The organism is Streptomyces mexicanus, from assembly GCF_902506575.1.
GTDB classification, from domain to species: domain Bacteria; phylum Actinomycetota; class Actinomycetes; order Streptomycetales; family Streptomycetaceae; genus Streptomyces; species Streptomyces mexicanus.
Window position 1 is genome coordinate 1911574 of record NZ_LR732544.1, and the last position, 17935, is coordinate 1929508.

Sequence of the window (17935 nt, forward strand, 5' to 3'; positions counted from 1 at the left end):
GGCGAGGACGGGACGGCCCCGCCTCTCACCCGCGAACTCCGGCGCCCTTTCGCCCGATTTGCACTGCCACGCCGAGCCGCCGCACGGGCACGCGCCACGCCCCGGGGCCGGCCCCCTCAAGGGCCGGGCTGTCAGTAGGGGCCCGTATCCTCAGTGACCATGCTCGATGACCGCACGCTCGCAGGCCCCTCCCCCACACCGTGGCCGGCCGCGTATCCGCAGGGATACGCGGTCGTTGACGTGGAGACCACCGGCCTGGCCCGCGACGACCGCATCATCTCCGCGGCGGTCTACCGGCTGGACGCGCGCGGCGAGATCGAGGACCACTGGTACACGCTGGTCAACCCCGAGCGCGACCCGGGCCCGGTGTGGATCCACGGGCTGACGAGCGAACTGCTCGAAGGGGCGCCGCTCTTCGCGGACATCGCCGACGAGTTCGCCTCGCGGCTGGCCGGGCGGGTACTCGTCGCGCACAACGCGGTGTTCGACTGGCAGATGATCGCCCGGGAGTACGCGCGCGCCCGGCGTGAGGCCCCGGTGCGCCAGCGGCTGTGCACGATCGCGCCCGCCAAGGAGCTGGGCCTGCCGCTGCCCAACCACAAGCTGGAGTCGCTGGCGGCGCACTTCGGCGTCGTCCAGCGGCGCGCGCACCACGCGCTGGACGATGCGCGGGTGCTGGCGGAGGCGTTCCGGCCGAGCCTGCGGGCCGCGGCGGCCGGCGGCGTCCGGCTGCCGCTGCTGGAGTGCCGGCCGCTGACGGAGTGGTCGGACCGGCCGGTGCCCCGGCAGCAGTCGGGCGGATACGGCGGCTACCGGCAGAGCGGGTGGCGCCCGTCCCGCAAGCGGCCCGCCTGCCCCTATCCCAACCCGGGACGGTACGAAGAGGGCAAACGCCTCAAGCAGGGCATGCGGGTGGCGTTCTCCGGTGACACCTCCGTGGAGCGGGAGCTGCTGGAGGACCGGGCGACGGAGGCCGGGCTGCACGTCGCGACCAGCCTGTCGAGGCTGACCAGCCTGCTGGTGACCAATGACCCGGACTCGGGCACCACGAAGGCGGTGAAGGCCCGCCAGTACGGCACACCGGTGGTGGACGAGGCGGCGTTCGGGCAGCTGCTGCGCGACGTGGAGCCGGCGGACGGCGAGCAGTGAGCGCCGCGTCGGGGCGGGCGAGCCGCTGACGGGCGTACGGGTGATTGCCGTGCGACTCGCCCGGCGCCCGCTCGCCCGGGCGGCGGGAGCGGCCCACGCTGTGGCGCATGGCGAGATGCGAAGTATGCGGCAATGACTACGGTATGACCTTCGAGGTGCACGCCCAGGGCGCGGTGCACGTCTTCGACTGCTTCGCCTGCGCGATCCACCGCATGGCGCCGATCTGTGAGCACTGTCGTGTGCAGATCATCGGACAGGGCGTCGAGGCCGACGGCCACTGGTACTGCGGCGGGCACTGCGCCCGCGCGGAGGGGAGGGTCGGCATCGTCGACCGTGTCTGAGGGACACCCCTACCGAAAACACCCCACGGGCAGGAGGTACCGTCGTGGGGTGTACCGCTTCCTGTTGACCCGCCAGTGGGTGATCATCACCATCGTCGCGATCGCGTTGATCCCGACGATGATCTGGCTGGGTTTCTGGCAGTTGCATCGGCACGACCACCGGCAGGCGCTGAACAAGGTGATCACCGCCTCGCTCGCCGCGAAGCCGGTTCCGGTCGAGACGCTCACCTCCGTCGGCGGCGCGGTCGCGCACGACGACCTGTACCGCCGGGTGACCGCCAAGGGCCACTTCGACACGGACCACGAGCTGGTGGTGCGCCGGCGCACCAACGCCGACGACCAGGTCGGCTACCACGTCGTGACCCCGTTCGTCCTCGACGACGGCAGGACGCTGCTGGTCAACCGGGGCTGGATCCCGGCGCCCGCCTCGCAGACCGCGTTCCCGAAGATCCCCGCCCCCGCCGCGGGTGAGATCACGCTCACCGGCCGGCTGATGCAGGACGAGACGACGGCCGCCAGCGGTATCAAGAACGTCAAGGGTCTGCCGGACCGGCAGATCATGTTGATCAACAGCAAGCAGGTCGGCGCGCTGCTGCGGGACTCCGGCGACACCTCCGCCAAGGACGTGCTCGGCGGCTACGTCGAGCTGCTCTCCCCCGCGCCGAAGAACGGCAGCCCCCAGCTGCTGCCCTCCCCCAAGGAGGACAGCAGCTGGATCGGCGTGGACGACATCAACCTGCCGTACGCCGTCCAGTGGTGGCTGTTCGCGGCCTGCGTCCCCGTCGGCTGGCTGATCCTGGCCCGCCGTGAACTGCGTGAGCGGGCGACGGCGGAGCAGGAGAAGGCGGCCGAGCAGGAGGGCGAGCCCGCCGCGGTGTAGGCCCTGTGCGGGCGTGTCCTGATTGCCGCCGCCCGCCGCCGGGAAACCGGACATCCGTGCATCAGCGGATCGAGGACTACGCGCTCATCGGTGACGAGCAGACCGCCGCCCTGGTCGGCAGGGACGGCTCGATCGACTGGCTGTGCCTGCCCCGCTTCGACTCCGGCGCCTGTTTCGCACGGCTGCTCGGCGACGAGGAGAACGGCCACTGGCGCATCGCCCCGGAGGGCGCCGAGGGCCGCCCCTGCACCCGTCGCTCCTACCGTCCGGACACCCTCGTCCTGGACACCGAGTGGGACACGCCCGAGGGGTCCGTCCGGGTCACCGACCTGATGCCGCAGCGCGACCGCGCGCCCGACCTGGTGCGGATCGTGGAGGGCCTGAGCGGCCGGGTGACCGTGCGCAGCACGCTGCGGCTGCGGTTCGACTACGGATCGATCGTGCCGTGGATGCGCCGCTCCGACGGGCACCGGGTCGCCGTCGCCGGACCGGACTCGGTGTGGCTGCGCAGCGAGCCCCCGGTGCGCACCTGGGGCGAGCGGCTGCGCACCCACGCGCAGTTCGCCGTGGGCCCGGGCGAGAAGGTGGCGTTCGTGCTGACCTGGCACCCCTCGCACGACCCGCGCCCGCCGCTGATCGACCCGTACCAGGCGCTGGAGCACAGTGTCGCGGACTGGCGGGCCTGGGCCGCCCGCCGCCGCTACACCGGCCCGCCCCGCGACGCCGCGGTCCGCTCCCTGATCACCCTCAAGGCGCTCACCTACGCCCCCACCGGCGGCATCGTCGCCGCCCCCACCACCTCCCTGCCCGAGGAACCGGGCGGGGTGCGCAACTGGGACTACCGCTACTGCTGGCTGCGCGACTCCACGCTCACCCTGGGCGCCCTGCTGTCGGCCGGCTACCAGGACGAGGCCGAGGCGTGGCGCGACTGGCTGCTGCGCGCGGTCGCCGGCAACCCGGCCGACCTGCAGATCATGTACGGCCTGGCGGGCGAACGCCGGCTGCCGGAGTACGAGCTGCCGTGGCTGTCCGGCTTCGCCGGCTCGGCGCCCGTCCGCATCGGCAACGACGCCGTGCAGCAGCTCCAGCTCGACGTGTACGGCGAGGTGCTGGACTCGCTGTACCTGGCCCGCCGCTCCGGCCTGCCCTCCAAACCGCACATGTGGGCGATGCAGCGCGCGCTGCTGGACTTCCTGCAACGCTCCTGGCGCCGGCCCGACGAGGGCCTGTGGGAGGTGCGCGGCGGCCGGCGGCACTTCGTGCACTCCAAGGTGATGGTGTGGGTGGCCGCCGACCGCGCGGTGCGCACCCTGGAGGCGGACCCGTCGCTGCGCGGCGACCCGCAGGGCTGGCGGGCCCTGCGCGAGGAAGTGCACCGCGAGGTGTGCGAGAAGGGCTACGACCCCGAGCGCAACACCTTCACCCAGTCCTACGGCTCGCGGGAACTGGACGCCGCCCTGCTGCTGATCCCGCGGGTGGGTTTCCTGCCGCCGGACGATCCGCGGGTGACCGGCACCGTCGACGCGGTCCGGGCGGAGCTGGGCGAGGGCGGCGGGCTGCTGCGCCGCTACAGCAGCGACACCTCGTCCGTCGACGGGCTGCCCGGCGGTGAGGGCGCCTTCCTGGTGTGCTCGTTCTGGCTCGCGGACGCGCTGCACCTGACCGGCCGGACCGAGGAGGCCCGGGAGCTGTTCGACCGGCTGGTGGGCCTGGCCAACGACGTCGGGCTGCTGGCGGAGGAGTACCGGGTGGACGGCGACCCCGCCGCCGGACGGCAGCTGGGCAACTTCCCGCAGGCGTTCAGCCACATCGGCCTGGTGAACACCGCGCTCGCCCTGTACGGAGACGACCGGGCAGGATAGGGACCATGGATCTTGGACTGAAGGACCGGGTGTACGTCGTCACCGGCGCGACGCGCGGGCTGGGCAACGCCGCCGCGCGCGAACTGGTCGCCGACGGGGCCAAGGTGGTCGTCACCGGGCGCGAGGAGAAGCGGGCCGTCGACGCGGCGGCCGAGCTGGGCCCGAACGCCGTCGGGGTGGCCGTGGACAACGGCGACGCCGAGGCTCCGGAACGGCTCGTCGCGACCGCGCGGGAGCACTTCGGCGGCTTCCACGGCATCCTCATCAGCGTCGGCGGGCCGCCGCCGGGCTTCGTCGCGGACAACACCGACGACCAGTGGCGGGCGGCGTTCGAGTCGGTGTTCCTGGGCGCGGTGCGGCTGGCCCGCACGGCGGCCGCGGAGCTGGAGCCGGGCGGCGTCATCGGCTTCGTGCTGTCCGGCTCGGTGCACGAGCCGATCCCCGGCCTGACCATCTCCAACGGGCTGCGCCCGGGACTTGCCGGGTTCGCCAAGTCCCTCGCGGACGAACTGGGGCCGCGCGGCATCCGGGTCGTGGGGCTGCTGCCGGCCCGCATCGACACCGACCGGGTGCGCGAGCTGGACGCCCTGTCGGCCGACCCGGAGGCGACGCGCGCCGCCGGCGAGTCCCGCATTCCGCTGCGCCGCTACGGCACCCCGCAGGAGTTCGGCCGCACGGCGGCGTTCCTGCTCTCCCCCGCGGCGTCCTACCTGACGGGCATCATGCTCCCGGTGGACGGCGGCTTCCGCCACGGGTTCTAGCCACTGGCCACCGCCAGGGACCGGCGCGCGCAGCACGGCTCCGGGGCGCACTGCACGCCTGCGGCGCGCGAAGAGGCGCGGGCGGAGGCATACCCGGCCGCGGCGCGCGGAAAGGCGCGGTCGGAGGCAGACCGGGCGCGGCGCGAATGACGCGCGGGCGCATGTCCGACCGGGCACGGCGCGAGCAGGCGCCGGTGCGCGTGTCAGACACCCAGGCGCACCGCGCGTGCGCGGCCGGGGTGCGCCCCTGGGGAGAGTGCGCCCCCGATTCCGCGCGCCCACGCGCCCCGTACCGCACACTGCGCGCACCCACGCCCACCGCGCCCGCTCAGTCCCCGAGGCCCGCCAGGTCGCGCAGGCGGCGGGACTGGGACTGCCGTTCGGCGGCGCGCTGTTCGTCGTAGGTGCGGTCCTGGACGCCCTGGAGCAGCGCCTTGGTCTCGATCACGGCGTCGCGGGGCGCGGCCAGGATCGCCGAGGCGAGGTCGTGCGCTGCCGCGTCCAGCTGGTCGCGGGGCACGGCGAGGTTCGCCAGCCCGGTGTTCACCGCCTCCTCGGCGGTCACGAACCGGCCGGTCAGGCACATCTCCAGCGCACGGCCGTAGCCGACCAGCCCCACCAGCGGGTGGGTGCCGGCCAGGTCGGGCACCAGCCCGAGGCTGGTCTCGCGCATCGCGAACTGCACGTCGTCGGCGACGACGCGCAGGTCACAGGCGAGCGCGAGCTGGAAGCCCGCCCCGATGGCATGTCCCTGCACAGCGGCGATGGACACGAGATCCCTGCGCCGCCACCAGGTGAAGGCCTCCTGGTAGCCGGCGATGGTCGCGTCCAGCTCGGCGTCGCTGCCGCGCGCCAGGTCGAGGAACGACGGCTCGCCGTCGAACCCCTCCGGCGTGAATGCCTGCCGGTCGAGGCCGGCGGAGAAGGACTTGCCCTCAGCGCGCAGCAGCACGACGCGGACGGAGCCCGGCAGCAGCCGTCCCGCCTCGGTGAGCGCCCGCCACAGGGCGGGGCTCTGCGCGTTGCGCTTGGCGGGGTTGGTCAGCGTCACCGTCGCGACCGCGTCGTCGACGGTGAGCCGTACGCCGTCCTTGTCGAGGATGTGGGGAATGTCGTCTACCGGGTCGCGTCCCTCACGTACCGGATCGAGGTCGTGCTCGGGCGAAGCCATGGTGCGCCTCCGATGGGTGCGGTCGACGTGGCTGCCCTGCGCGGGCAGCCGTAAGCGACTGCACAGTAACCACCCGGCCGCTCCAGGGATCCCCCGGCCCCCGCAGGAGCCCGGGGAAGGCCGACCGGGTGGTCACCACCGAAGCCGATGGGCCGCCCGGGGTCAGGCCTGCTGGGCCTTCTTGCCCCGCGTTGCCCCGCCACGCCCACGGAGCGTGACACCCGACTCGCTGAGCATGCGGTGCACGAAGCCATACGAGCGGCCGGTTTCCTCGGCCAACGCCCGAATGCTCGCACCGGCGTCGTACTTCTTCTTCAGGTCTGCCGCGAGCTTGTCGCGCGCGGCGCCGGTCACCCGGCTGCCCTTCTTCAGAGTCTCGGCCACCCGTGCCTCCTCATGGGAAGTGCGCTCTGGTCCCCTCATGATCACCCCTCCGGGGCCCGATGGCCACCCATTCGGCAAGGTCCGTGAGACAGGGTTGTGACGACAGGAGCACATCCCCACAAGCGGAATCGAGCATTCCACCGGGCGTCGCCCATACCGCCGAACGGGTTGTTCCGGGAAGTGCCAGGTCAGCGGCGCGGCGGGCCGAACCCTTGGCAGATAAGGGTTCGGCCGCGCACTCGGTGCATGACACACCGGGCGATGAGGAGATCTCACACAGATGACGGACCGGGAATAGGCCGAATGATCCATACGCCCTTGATCGGGGCCGGTCGCCCGGGCCCGGGCGCCGCTTTTCCTGCCCGATCGGGCGGGGGCGCGGCCCTGGCCCGGTCAGGCCGGGACGTCGTCTCCGCCCGGTCGGGCCCGGGCGCCCCGTCCGGCCCGGTCAGGCGAGGGCGACGAGGTCGGCGTAGTCGGAACCCCACAGGTCCTCGACGCCGTCGGGCAGCAGAATGATCCGCTCCGGCTGCAGCGCCTCCACCGCGCCCTCGTCGTGCGTGACCAGCACGACCGCGCCCTTGTAGGTGCGCAGCGCGCCGAGGATCTCCTCGCGGCTGGCGGGGTCGAGGTTGTTGGTGGGCTCGTCGAGCAGCAGGACGTTCGCGGAGGAGACCACGAGGGTCGCCAGGGCGAGGCGGGGCTTCTCGCCGCCGGAGAGGACCCCGGCCGGCTTGTCGACGTCGTCGCCGGAGAACAGGAACGAGCCGAGCACCTTGCGGACCTCCACGAGGTCCATGTCGGGGGCGGCCGAGCGCATGTTCTCCAGGACCGTGCGGTCCGGGTCGAGGGTCTCGTGCTCCTGGGCGTAGTAGCCGAGCTTGAGGCCGTGACCGGGGACGACCGCGCCGGTGTCGGGCTGTTCGACGCCCGCGAGCAGGCGCAGCAGGGTGGTCTTGCCCGCACCGTTGAGCCCGAGGATGACGACCCGTGAGCCCTTGTCGATGGCCAGGTCGACGTCGGTGAAGATCTCCAGGGAGCCGTACGACTTCGACAGGCCCTCGGCCATCAGCGGGGTCTTGCCGCAGGGCGCCGGCTCGGGGAAGCGCAGCTTGGCCACCTTGTCCTGCTGGCGGACCTCCTCCAGGCCCGAGAGCAGCTTCTCCGCGCGCCGCGCCATGTTCTGCGCGGCGACCGTCTTGGTGGCCTTGGCGCGCATCTTGTCGGCCTGCGCGTTCAGCGCGGCGGCCTTCTTCTCGGCGTTGGCGCGCTCGCGCTTGCGGCGCTTCTCGTCGGCCTCGCGCTGCTGCTGGTAGAGCTTCCAGCCCATGTTGTAGATGTCGATGGTGGCGCGGTTGGCATCCAGGTAGAACACCTTGTTGACGACCGTCTCCACCAGGTCGACGTCGTGGCTGATGACGATGAAGCCGCCGCGGTAGGTCTTCAGGTAGTCGCGCAGCCAGAGGATCGAGTCGGCGTCGAGGTGGTTGGTCGGCTCGTCCAGCAGCAGGGTGTCCGCGTCGGAGAACAGGATGCGGGCCAGCTCGATACGGCGGCGCTGACCGCCGGAGAGCGTGTGCAGGGGCTGGCCGAGCACGCGGTCGGGCAGGTTGAGCGCGGCGGCGATGGTGGCGGCCTCGGCCTCGGCGGCGTACCCGCCCTTGGTGAGGAACTCCGTCTCCTGGCGCTCGTACTGCTTGAGGGCCTTCTCCCGGGTGGTGCCCTTGCCGGTGGCGATGCGCTGCTCGTTCTCGCGCATCTTGCGGATCAGCACGTCCAGGCCCCGCGCGGAGAGGATGCGGTCACGGGCGAGCACGTCGAGGTCGCCGGTGCGCGGGTCCTGCGGGAGGTAGCCGACCTCGCCGGAGCGGGTGACGGTGCCTGCGGCGGGGATGCCCTCGCCGGCCAGGACCTTGGTCAGGGTGGTCTTGCCGGCACCGTTGCGCCCGACCAGGCCGATGCGGTCGCCCTTGGCGACGCGGAAGGTGGCGTTCTCGATGAGGATGCGGGCACCGGCGCGCAGCTCGATGCCGGAAGCGGAGATCACGGACAGACTCCAGGGCGGGTGAAGGAGGCGGGACGGTCGGCTGAGGTGGATCCCGCCGTCTAATGCGCGAGGAGAATGGCCATGCGGAACAGTCTAACGGGGGTGTGCAAGCGCTTTTTCCGGGTGCGGACGGCCGGACCGTGCTGAGCGGTGGGCCGCGGGGCGCGGCACCGCACGGCCGCCGGCCGGGTCGAGGGGCTGCCGGGTGGCCGGACGGCCGGGTCGAGGGGCGTTGTCAGTGGCCGGTGCCAGACTGGGCGCACATCGGGAATTCCGGAGCGGTCCGGACGTTCCGGCGTGTTCCTGCGCCAGAGCGACAGAGCAGCACAACGACAGAGCAGCACAGCGCAGCACAGCACCACAGCAGACGACGACCACCGGCTCACAAGGGAGTGATCGGCATGGCGGACGTGATCGACGGGCGCCCGGGTATCTGTCCCACACTGCTGTACGCGGACGCGAAAGCGGCGGTGGAACAGCTCACCGAGGCCTTCGGGTTCACGGAACTGGCGGTGTACGAGGGCGAGGACGGCCTCGTGCACCACGCCGAGCTGGCGTTCGGCAACGGCGTGGTGATGCTCGGCTCCCGCGGCCGCGGCGGCCGCTTCGACGAGGCGATGCGCGGCGCCGGCCCGGCGGGGGTGTACGTCGTCGTGGACGACGTGGACGGCCACTACCAGCGCGCGGTGGACCACGGCGTGGAGATCCTGATGCCGCCGACGGACCAGGACCACGGCTCCCGGGACTACCTGGCCCGGGACGCCGAGGGCAACATCTGGAGCTTCGGCACCTACGCCCCGCGCACGGAGGGCTAGACCCTTGCGGGCCGTGCGCCGACGCGACCACGCAGGGACCGGCCGACTCCGCGCGAGAGGACCGGCCAGGACCGGCTGCGCACGGGATGGCCGGCTCCGCGCCGGAGGGCCGGCTCCCGCCTAGCTCCCGCCGGTGTGGACCTGGAACGCCGCCCGGCGGACGGCCTTGGCCAGGGCGGGGTCGGGGTGCGCGGCGGCGAGCGCGACCAGCACCTGCACGGTGCGGGGATGCCCCACGGCCCGCACCTCGTCGAGCAGCGCGGGCGCCGTGGGCTGTGCGGCGGCCTCCAGGTGCCGGACGAGCATCGCGGCCTCCCCGTGGTCGGCGACGGCCGCGGCGGTGTCCACCCACAGCCACGTCGCCTCCTCGCGGGTGAGGACCTCGTGGGCGTCCTCCGGGTCGATGCCGTCGTGCTCCGCCAGCCACAGCAGGGCGTAGGGCCTCAGGGCGGGTTCGTCGAGCACGGCCCGTACGTCGGGCTCGGCGGGTGCGCCGACCACGCGCAGCGCCTCGAAGGCGAGCCCGCGCAGCAGCGCGTCGTCGCCGCGGGCGGCGGCGAGCAGTTCGGTGACGGCGCTGCCCACGGGGCGGGCGGCGAGCCAGGCGCGGTACTCGGCGCGGGCCGCGTTGGGGCGCAGCTGGGCGCAGCCGCGCAGCATGTCCTCGGCCGACTGCTCGATGTTCCCGGCCGGGCTCTGGGCGGCGACGCAGATCTGCTCCAGCTTGACCCACACCGCCCAGTTGCCGAGCGGGGTGAGGGTGGCCTGCCCGTCGCCGTAGGTGAGCGCCCCGACGGAGGCGAGGGCGCCCAGTGCCCAGTCGAGCAGCGGCACCAGCGCGGCCTCCTCGACGGGACCGCCCGCGGCAGGCTCGCCCGGCCGGCTGCCGGCGGCCGAGGGCAGGCCCGTGGCCGCGAGGCGCTCGCCCGGGGACGCCACGGCCGGTGCTTCGGCCTCCTGGGGGGCGCCCGGGTCCGTCACGGCGGTTCCGGGCCGCCCGGTGCCGGGCGCGGCGGCTACGGCGGCGTGGAGGCGTTCGGGGCCGGGCGCGAGATGCGGGCCGGTGCCGGTGCCCGGAGTGCGGGCGGGCGCGGGGCCGGAGGCGGGGTCGTAGGGGACCTCGCAGCGTTCCGTGCGCAGTTCGGTGACGCGTTGCCTCAGGAGGTCGAGGAGTTGGTCGACGGGGACCGGGCCGGCGGAGAGCTGGAGGAAGGAGAGCACCTGCGGCATGGCCGAGACGACCTCGGCGACGGCGGCGGGCTCGTGGCCCTCGGGCTCCGGGCAGGCGAGCGACCAGGCGTCGAACAGCGCGACCCAGCCGCGCAGCACCGCGCTGTCGTCGCGGTCCCAGGCGCGCAGTCGCCAGCCGGGGCGCGCGCTGTCGCCGTGCACCTCGACGAGGCCCGCGAGGCGGGCGGTGTCCCAGTCGGCGCGGACCTGCGCCACGGTCAGCCCCAGTTCGCGGGCCGCCCGTGCGGCGGTCCGCTCGGACAGGGTGGCCTTGCCGTCGGCGGTCGCCCCGGCTCGGCCGGGTCCGAGGGAGGCGTCGGCCCAGCGGGCGACGCGGACGGCCCCGGCCAGGCCGGCGCGCGCCATACGGGCCAGCTCCGCCGGTGCGGGGGTGCCCTCCGGCGGGCGTGGCGCGGTGCGGCGCGGGCGCCGCTGGTTCACGGCTCGGGGGGCGGCGGCCAGGGGTCGCGGGCGGACGAGTCGAAGCCTGGAGTCGCGTGGGGTACGGGACGTCACGGGTGCAGTCTTCCTGTTGACGCTCCGAAAACCCAAACGGAATGTCACGACGGGCGAGGACAAGGCCAACGCAGGAGGCCGCGCGGAGGGCCGGAACCGGGGGTCCGGCTGCGGGCCGGCACCGGCTCGGCACGCGGTCGCCGTGCGGCCGGCGTGCGGCCGGTGCGGCTCCCGCAGGGTTCTCGCGCCGGCCCCGCGGGGTCGCGCCGGCCCTGTCCCCGCGGCCGTAAGCGGAATCCGCCCACCGTTGTGGCGACCCGCCCGCCGTCCGCGGGCGGGTCCGTCACATCAAGGGGGTGAGGAAGCGGCGCAGCGCTTCTTCGTAGGACTTGGGGTCGGCGTTCCACATGGCGCTGTGGGGCGCGTCGGGCACGGTGTGCAGGGCGATCAGGTTGGGGCGGCGCTCGGCGAGGCGGCGGGAGAACCGCCAGGGGGCCACCTCGTCGCCGGGTCCGTGGAAGATCAGCGTCGGCATCGTGAGCCCCGCGGGGTCGGCGATCTCGGCGAGCCGGTCGCTGTACAGGCCCGTACGCCCCTGGGCGGCGCGCACGGCGAGCGGCAGCAGGGGGCCGGGCGTGTGCCGTGCCTTGGCCAGGGCCCTCAGCGTCGCCTCCCAGTCGAGCACCGGCGAGTCCAGGATCAGCCCGGAGACGCGGTCGCGCAGGTCCGAGTGGAGGGCCGTCTGCAGCGCCATGGTCGCCCCGACGGACCAGCCGTACAGGACGACCCGTTCCGCGCCCTGCTCCACGGCGTGGCGCAGCGCGGCGTCCAGGTCCCGCCACTCGGTCCGGCCCAGGTGGTTCAGGCCGTCCGGGGAGCGGGGAGCGCCGGGGTCGCCGCGGTAGGTGACGTCCAGGACCGGGAAGTGCCGGTGGTGCAGGAAGCCCATGACGTTCAGGGGCAGTTCCCGGGTGGTGCCCAGCCCGTGCACCGTGATCACCCAGGTCGCGCGGACCTCCGGCAGGTACCAGGCGGGCAGGGGGCCCAGTTCGCCCGGCACCTCGATGTCCCGGTGGTGCAGGCCGAGGGCGGTGCGGGGGTTGCCGACGTACAGGTTGGGGGTGAGCCAGACCTTGTCGCGGGGGTGCAGCAGGCCGTGCGTGACGCGTTCCAGGCGGCGTACGACGGTGTCGGGCAGGTGCGGGGCGTCGGGCAGGACGGGGCCGACGACCGCGTGGGAGCCGTCGCCGGCCAGGCCGTAGGTGCCGGGGCGCAGGGAGGCCAGGTCCCGGGTGAGGGTGATCTGCCCGGCGGCCGTGCTGTGCACGGTGAGCCGGGGTTCGGTGGGCAGGGGGCGGCCCGCGGGCGCCTTGAGCGCGGCGTCGCTGGCGAGCCGGCCGGCGGCGACGCTCGCCGCGCCGGCCGCCAGGGCCGCGGTGACGGCCGCGGACATCGCTTTGACTGTGCGCACGGGACCAGTGTCCGGGCGGACCGCCCCACCGGCCAGCGGGAGAAGGGGTCGGGGTGACATGTTCCTGCGAGTTCCAGGAACGGCGGTCTTCATCCCTGCCCGGCCGGGTCCGTCACCGCCGCTGCCCGTAGCCGCGCAGCCGTTCCTGCGCCTCGGCGAGCTGCTCGGGCGAGAGCAGGGAGGGGGTCAGGCCGGGCACGGACGAGGCGGTCAGCCACAGCCGGCACATCCACTCCAGTTGGGCCGTGCGGTCGAACGCCTGGTCCAGGGTGGCGCCGTAGGTGATCGTGCCGTGGTTCTGCAGGAGGCAGCCGGAGCGGCCGGCCAGGGCGCGCAGCATGTTCCCGGCCAGTTCCTCGGTGCCGTAGGTCGCGTACGGGGCGACGCGCACCGGGCCGCCGAGCGCGCCGGCCATGTAGTGGACGAGGGGCAGCTCGGGCACGAGCGTGGAGACGGCCGTGGCGTGCACGGCGTGGGTGTGGACGACGGCGCCGGCGTCGGTGGTGCGGTAGACCGCCAGGTGCATGGGCAGCTCGCTGGTGGGGACGAGCGTGCCGAGCACCTGCCGGCCGTCGAGGCCCACCCCGGTGATGTCGTCCGGCGTGAGCCGGTCGTAGGGCACGCCGGACGGTGTGACCAGCACGGTGTCGCCCACGCGCACCGACACGTTGCCCGAGGTGCCGACGACCAGGCCGTCCGCCACGGTGCGCCGCGCCGTGGCCACCAGTTCCCGCCAGGCGTGGGCCTCCTGCTCCCCCGCGTCCCGCAGACCCGTCCCGTGTCCGTCGCCCCACCGCTGCTCAGTCATGCGGCGATCCTGCCAGCGGTGCGGCGGCGGACCGAACCGGCACCCGCGACGGCGGACCCGAGGGAACCCGCGACGCCAGGCCGGAGGGAACCCGCGACGGCGAACCGGAGGAGAGCCCGTGACGCCAGACCCGGGGGAATCCGCGACGGCGGACCGAACCGGACCCGAGGCAACGGAACCGGCACCCAGGGCGACGGAACCGGAACCGGCGGCGACCGAACCGGAACCCGGGGCGACGGAACCGGACACCGCCGCGACCGTCCCAGTTCATCTTCCGTTCACCCTGGTTACCTACGTTCGACCAGCCAATGACGCTCGAACGATTGCCTGGGTAAATGGAAGGCTTCTCGCTGATCCTCGCGATTGTGGTGATCACCGCACTCGCGTTCGATTTCACGAACGGTTTCCACGACACCGCCAACGCGATGGCCACCACCATCTCCACCGGCGCGCTCAAGCCCAAGGTCGCGGTGGCCATGTCCGCCGCGCTCAACCTCGTGGGCGCCTTTCTCTCCGTGGAGGTCGCCAACACGATCTCCAAGGGTCTCGTCGACGAGTCCGGCATTCGTCCCGAGGTCATTTTCGCCGCCCTGGTCGGGGCGATCCTCTGGAACCTGCTGACCTGGCTGGTCGGGCTCCCCTCCAGTTCCTCGCACGCCCTGATGGGCGGCCTGGTCGGCGCCACCGTCGCCTCCGCCGGCTTCGGCGCGGTGCACGGGGACGCCCTGATCACCAAGGTCGTGATCCCGGCGGTGGCCGCCCCGGTCGTCGCGGGCGTCGCGGCGATGGTCGCGACCCGGCTGTCGTACACGATCGGCGCCCAGGGCGGGAACGCGCACGGCAAGGCGGCCGAGAAGGGCCACCGCGCCGGGCAGATCGCCTCCGCCGGCCTGGTCTCGCTGGCCCACGGCACCAACGACGCGCAGAAGACGATGGGCGTCATCACCCTGGCCCTGATCGCCGGCGGCGCCCTGGCCCCCGGCTCCAACCCTCCCACCTGGGTGATCCTCTCCGCCGGCCTGGCGATCGCGCTCGGCACCTACATCGGCGGCTGGCGCATCATCCGCACCATGGGCAAGGGCCTGACCGACCTGCAGCCGCAGCAGGGCTTCGCCGCCCAGACCAGCGCGGCCACCGCCATCCTCGCCTCCTCCCACCTGGGCTTCTCGCTCTCCACCACGCACGTGGTCTCCGGCTCGGTGATGGGCGCGGGACTGGGCCGCAAGGGCGGCGTCGTCCGCTGGTCCACCGCGGGCCGCATGACCGTCGCCTGGGTGCTCACGCTGCCGGCCGCGGCGCTGGTCGGCGCGGGCGCGGAGGCCGTGACCGGGCTCGGCGACTGGGGCACCGCGCTCGTCGCCGTGTTCCTGGTGGCCGCGAGCGCCGCGATCTGGCTGGTCTCCCGCCGCCAGGTCGTGGACCACACCAACGTCAACGAGACGGCTCAGGCGGCCGAGGAGCCGGCCGGCGTGGTGACCCAGGCCCTGGCCGCGGTGGCGCCGCCCGCCGCCGGTCAGCCGGCCCCGGCCGAGGACGCCGCCGGCTCTCCCGCGGCCCCGGTGGCCGAAACCGTCGCCGCCGCCCCGATCCCGGAGAGCCTCACGGCGACGATCCCCGCCCAGCCGACGGCGTCCGACCGCGCGGCCCACGCGGCCGCCACGGCCCCCGCGGCCGTCGCCCCCGCCGCGGCCGCCACGACCGCGCCTGCGGCCTCCCCCGCGCCCGCGGCGACCCCGCCGGCCGCGACCGTCTGACACCCCTCCCCAGCGCACCGGTCACCGCGCCGGTCACAGGAAAGCAGTTACGGCATGAAGATCGACTGGGCAGCCCTCGGCTCCGTGTTCGGCGTCAGCCTCGTGGTCACCGTGGGACTGGTGGTCCTGTTCACCCTCGGCATCGCGGGCCTGTCCCGGCGCGAGGCCGCGTCAACCCGCGGAGAGTCGGCCGTCGCCGCCACGGCCGGGGCGTATGCGTGCTTTGCGCTCTGCGCGGCAGCCGTCGCCTACGGAATTTCCCTCATCCTGGGCTGAGCGCACAAGGCTCTTCGGCCCCTCAGGGCCGCTCCGCTCACTCCTGTATCAACCCCCGTGGGGCACTACGTGCCTCTTACGGGGGTTTTTCCTTGTTCGACCGGTCCGACGTACCTCGCCGAAACGACACATGTCATACTGACGAGGGCTGGCCGCTGTGGGCGAAGTCACCTACTCTTATGGGTAAGTACTTTCCGAGATGGTGGCAGCCTGACAAGTCAACGCCGACATGTGGCAGGGAGCGCCATGCCAAGAGACATCGATCCGAGCCTCAACCGACGCAGGCTGCGAATCGAACTGCGCAAGGCCCGCGAGAACGCCGGGATGACCCAGCGGGACGCCGCGAAGGCCCTCGAATGGTCGCTCTCCAAACTGATCAGAATCGAGGCCGGCACGGTCAGCCTCGGCGTGACGGACCTGCGGGCGCTGCTGCAGTTGTACGAGGTCGCGGACCCGCAGCTGGTCGCGGAGCTGGAGGACGCGGCCCGCGGCTCGAAGGGACAGTCGTGGTGGGCGCAGTACAGCGACGTCGTCTCGCCCCAGTACGCGCTGTACCTGGGGTACGAGGGATCGGCGGACGTCATCCGCATGTACAACCCGGTCATCCTGCCGGGCTTGGTGCAGACGGCCGACTACGCCACCGCGCTGCTGTCGGCCATGACGCCCGAGACGCGGCTGCGCCAGCAGGTGGATCTGCGCCTGACCCGTCAGGAGCGGTTCTTCGACGGGGACGACGGCCCGGAGATCGACATCGTGCTGGACGAGGCGTCCGTCCGACGGGAGATCGGCGGGGCCTCGGTGATGCGCCGTCAGCTCGACCACATCCAGGAGCTGGCGCAGCACCCGCGGGTCACCCTGCGGCTGCTGCCCTTCTCCGCCGGAGCGCACTACAGCGTCACCACGCCGTTCATCCTGCTCGGCTTCAAGGACGACGACGACCTGCTCTACCTCGAAGGCCCCGGAGGCGGTCTGTCGAGCCGTGACGATCTGGACCTGATGGCCAGCTATCAGGAGTGCTTCGAGGAGATCAGCGCCATCGCGTACGAGGGCGACCGGATGAGTGAGCTGCTCGCCACGGTCAGGGAGAGTCTGGACAACGGCTGATCCCGGGGCGGGACGACCCGGGCGGGGAACGGGGGAGGGCCCATGGCGGTCTTCGGAATAGGGGCGTGGTGGCAGCGGCTGCGCGCTGGGGGCACCGAGGAGGACCGCCCTCTCTCCCTGGACGACACCATGCTCAAGGACAAGGCCATCCAGGAACAGCCGCTCACGGACCGGCTCATCCAACTGGAGAGGGCCCGGAACTGGCTGGAGATCCGCCTGTTGTCCGCCCGGCTGCTGCTGGGCACGGCCTGCAGCAGCATCCTGCTGCTCAGCGTCGCCCTGGCCACCCGGGTCGCCCCGAGCGTCCCGGGCGGCGCGGCCACACCGCTGACCACGACCGTCGCCGGCACGGTCGCCGCGGCGCTCCTGACGGCCCTGGGCGCCAAAGTGGGCACGGTGCTGCGCCGGCGCTCGGGCCGCTCACCAGGCGGTGAGGTCAACGACGCGGAGCGCTCCGGGACTGAACCGCCGCAAGGGCGCGGTTCAGGATCCGGAGCCGCTCCGTGACCGGTGTGAGCCCCCACCACAATCCGGCCGCCACGGCGACGAGCGCCGTCACCAGCAGCCAGACGATCCCGCGCGGCGCGCCGCCCGGCACCAGGAGCCCGGCCAGCGCCCCCAGTCCGACCGCGAGGACGCCGCTGACCGAGGAGAACAGGGCCAGCGGTCCGGCCGCCGAGGCCCCGCCCACCCGCACCCCCCCGCACGTGCCCCGGCACGTGATGCTGGCGTGTCTCTCGCGTCACGCCCAAAGTGGTTTTGCCTCGTCGGAGCGGGTCGTCGCAACCGTCATACGCGTAAAAGAGCAAGTCCCGTCCCCCCGGGCCGCTCATGAGCAGCCCGCTCCCGGGTCCCCGAGCCCTGCCAGAAAACCACACCACGCCTGGCGACGGAAAGCGAGCACTGCGTCACGTTCCGCCCCGGACGGCCGCTTCGAGTCGCGCACGAGCGCGCGGTCGCCTCCGCTGCCGAAGGCCACCTCGACGCAGTTGCCCGCCTCACCGGAGTAGCTGCTCCTGACCCAGACGCGCCCCGACGGCTCCCTGCCTGCCAACGCCCACCTCCTCCTGCCCCGAGCCCTGCCCCAAGCACCACCACGGGTGTCCATGCCGGGAGTCTTCCCAGCTTCCCCGCTCGGGAAGAGGCCAAAAGAAGCCGTTTCAAGCCACTGACCCAGTGTCACCGGTGTGGGCCTCAGCACACCAGTGCGTCGCAGGTCAAAGCGAAGTTGACGGCCTCTCGCGGGGCGTGGTGGACTGCCGGGGCCAGTTACGGCGGCACGAGAGGAAGCCCGGTGCGAATCCGGCGCGGTCCCGCCGCTGTGACCGGGGAACCTCCCCGGGAGCCAGGAACTCTCACCGCCGGTCTCGTCGAACCAGGGCGTGGACACCCTGAGTGAGGACATATCGCCCTGCGCGGCTGCCGA

Annotated in this window: 17 protein-coding genes and 1 riboswitch; of the genes, 10 read left to right on the forward strand and 7 right to left on the reverse strand. The window is 73.2% G+C overall.

Going from position 1 to position 17935, the window contains the following annotated elements:
• Positions 1–159 precede the first annotated feature (159 nt).
• The 5 genes from GV126_RS08595 to GV126_RS08615 all read left to right on the forward strand — a co-directional run bounded on the left by GV126_RS08595 (position 160) and on the right by GV126_RS08615 (position 4993).
• Positions 160–1149 (forward strand): DEDDh family exonuclease, encoded by a 990-nt coding sequence (locus GV126_RS08595; protein WP_159664146.1) that lies wholly within the window; start codon positions 160–162, stop codon positions 1147–1149.
• Between the two features lie 107 nt (positions 1150–1256).
• Positions 1257–1490 carry a metallothionein gene (locus GV126_RS08600; protein ID WP_159664148.1) on the forward strand — a complete coding sequence of 78 codons (234 nt, stop codon included), beginning with the start codon at positions 1257–1259 and terminating at the stop codon, positions 1488–1490.
• 49 nt (positions 1491–1539) lie between these two features.
• On the forward strand, positions 1540–2370 hold the full coding sequence (locus GV126_RS08605) for an SURF1 family cytochrome oxidase biogenesis protein (RefSeq protein WP_159664150.1): 831 nt from the start codon (positions 1540–1542) through the stop codon (positions 2368–2370).
• Positions 2371–2426: 56 nt separating this feature from the next.
• Positions 2427–4232 carry a glycoside hydrolase family 15 protein gene (locus tag GV126_RS08610; protein ID WP_159664152.1) on the forward strand — a complete coding sequence of 602 codons (1806 nt, stop codon included), beginning with the start codon at positions 2427–2429 and terminating at the stop codon, positions 4230–4232.
• Positions 4233–4237: 5 nt separating this feature from the next.
• Positions 4238–4993, forward strand: a complete 756-nt coding sequence (locus tag GV126_RS08615; RefSeq protein WP_159664154.1) for an SDR family oxidoreductase — start codon at positions 4238–4240, stop codon at positions 4991–4993.
• Between the two features lie 328 nt (positions 4994–5321).
• Here GV126_RS08615 and GV126_RS08620 read toward each other — a convergent pair whose 3' ends face one another.
• The 3 genes from GV126_RS08620 to abc-f all read right to left on the reverse strand — a co-directional run bounded on the left by GV126_RS08620 (position 5322) and on the right by abc-f (position 8595).
• Positions 5322–6164 carry an enoyl-CoA hydratase/isomerase family protein gene (locus tag GV126_RS08620; protein ID WP_159664156.1) on the reverse strand — a complete coding sequence of 281 codons (843 nt, stop codon included), beginning with the start codon at positions 6162–6164 and terminating at the stop codon, positions 5322–5324.
• 162 nt (positions 6165–6326) lie between these two features.
• A complete protein-coding gene (locus tag GV126_RS08625) occupies positions 6327–6548 on the reverse strand; it encodes a helix-turn-helix domain-containing protein (protein ID WP_028422733.1) in 222 nt (73 codons plus the stop codon).
• 448 nt (positions 6549–6996) lie between these two features.
• Positions 6997–8595: a ribosomal protection-like ABC-F family protein gene (gene abc-f / locus GV126_RS08630; RefSeq protein ID WP_159664159.1), complete on the reverse strand. Its 1599-nt coding sequence runs from the start codon at positions 8593–8595 to the stop codon at positions 6997–6999.
• A 401-nt stretch (positions 8596–8996) separates the two neighbouring features.
• Between abc-f and GV126_RS08635 the strand changes: the two genes are divergently transcribed.
• Positions 8997–9410, forward strand: coding sequence for a VOC family protein (locus tag GV126_RS08635; RefSeq protein WP_159664161.1), 414 nt, complete (start codon positions 8997–8999; stop codon positions 9408–9410).
• A 120-nt stretch (positions 9411–9530) separates the two neighbouring features.
• Here GV126_RS08635 and GV126_RS08640 read toward each other — a convergent pair whose 3' ends face one another.
• From GV126_RS08640 to GV126_RS08650, 3 genes are all read right to left on the reverse strand, one after another.
• Complete coding sequence (locus GV126_RS08640) at positions 9531–11006, reverse strand: hypothetical protein (protein ID WP_236569926.1); 1476 nt, start codon at positions 11004–11006, stop codon at positions 9531–9533.
• A 433-nt stretch (positions 11007–11439) separates the two neighbouring features.
• Positions 11440–12567: an alpha/beta hydrolase gene (locus GV126_RS08645; protein ID WP_159664165.1), complete on the reverse strand. Its 1128-nt coding sequence runs from the start codon at positions 12565–12567 to the stop codon at positions 11440–11442.
• Positions 12568–12679: 112 nt separating this feature from the next.
• Positions 12680–13375: a class II aldolase/adducin family protein gene (locus GV126_RS08650; RefSeq protein ID WP_159664167.1), complete on the reverse strand. Its 696-nt coding sequence runs from the start codon at positions 13373–13375 to the stop codon at positions 12680–12682.
• 335 nt (positions 13376–13710) lie between these two features.
• On the opposite strand from GV126_RS08650, the gene GV126_RS08655 reads away from it, so the two are divergent.
• The 4 genes from GV126_RS08655 to GV126_RS08670 all read left to right on the forward strand — a co-directional run bounded on the left by GV126_RS08655 (position 13711) and on the right by GV126_RS08670 (position 17016).
• The gene (locus GV126_RS08655) at positions 13711–15129 is read left to right on the forward strand and encodes an inorganic phosphate transporter (RefSeq protein WP_159664169.1); all 1419 of its coding nucleotides are present in this window, start codon (positions 13711–13713) and stop codon (positions 15127–15129) included.
• A 54-nt stretch (positions 15130–15183) separates the two neighbouring features.
• Positions 15184–15405: a hypothetical protein gene (locus tag GV126_RS08660; protein ID WP_028422726.1), complete on the forward strand. Its 222-nt coding sequence runs from the start codon at positions 15184–15186 to the stop codon at positions 15403–15405.
• A 246-nt stretch (positions 15406–15651) separates the two neighbouring features.
• Positions 15652–16509 (forward strand): helix-turn-helix domain-containing protein, encoded by an 858-nt coding sequence (locus GV126_RS08665; RefSeq protein ID WP_159664171.1) that lies wholly within the window; start codon positions 15652–15654, stop codon positions 16507–16509.
• A gap of 42 nt (positions 16510–16551) precedes the next feature.
• A complete protein-coding gene (locus GV126_RS08670; protein ID WP_159664173.1) occupies positions 16552–17016 on the forward strand; it encodes a hypothetical protein in 465 nt (154 codons plus the stop codon).
• A gap of 322 nt (positions 17017–17338) precedes the next feature.
• On the opposite strand, the gene GV126_RS08675 is transcribed toward GV126_RS08670, so the two are convergent.
• On the reverse strand, positions 17339–17617 hold the full coding sequence (locus GV126_RS08675; RefSeq protein ID WP_201299817.1) for a DUF397 domain-containing protein: 279 nt from the start codon (positions 17615–17617) through the stop codon (positions 17339–17341).
• 127 nt (positions 17618–17744) lie between these two features.
• A riboswitch (cobalamin riboswitch) is annotated at positions 17745–17886 on the forward strand.
• Positions 17887–17935: the final 49 nt, after the last annotated feature.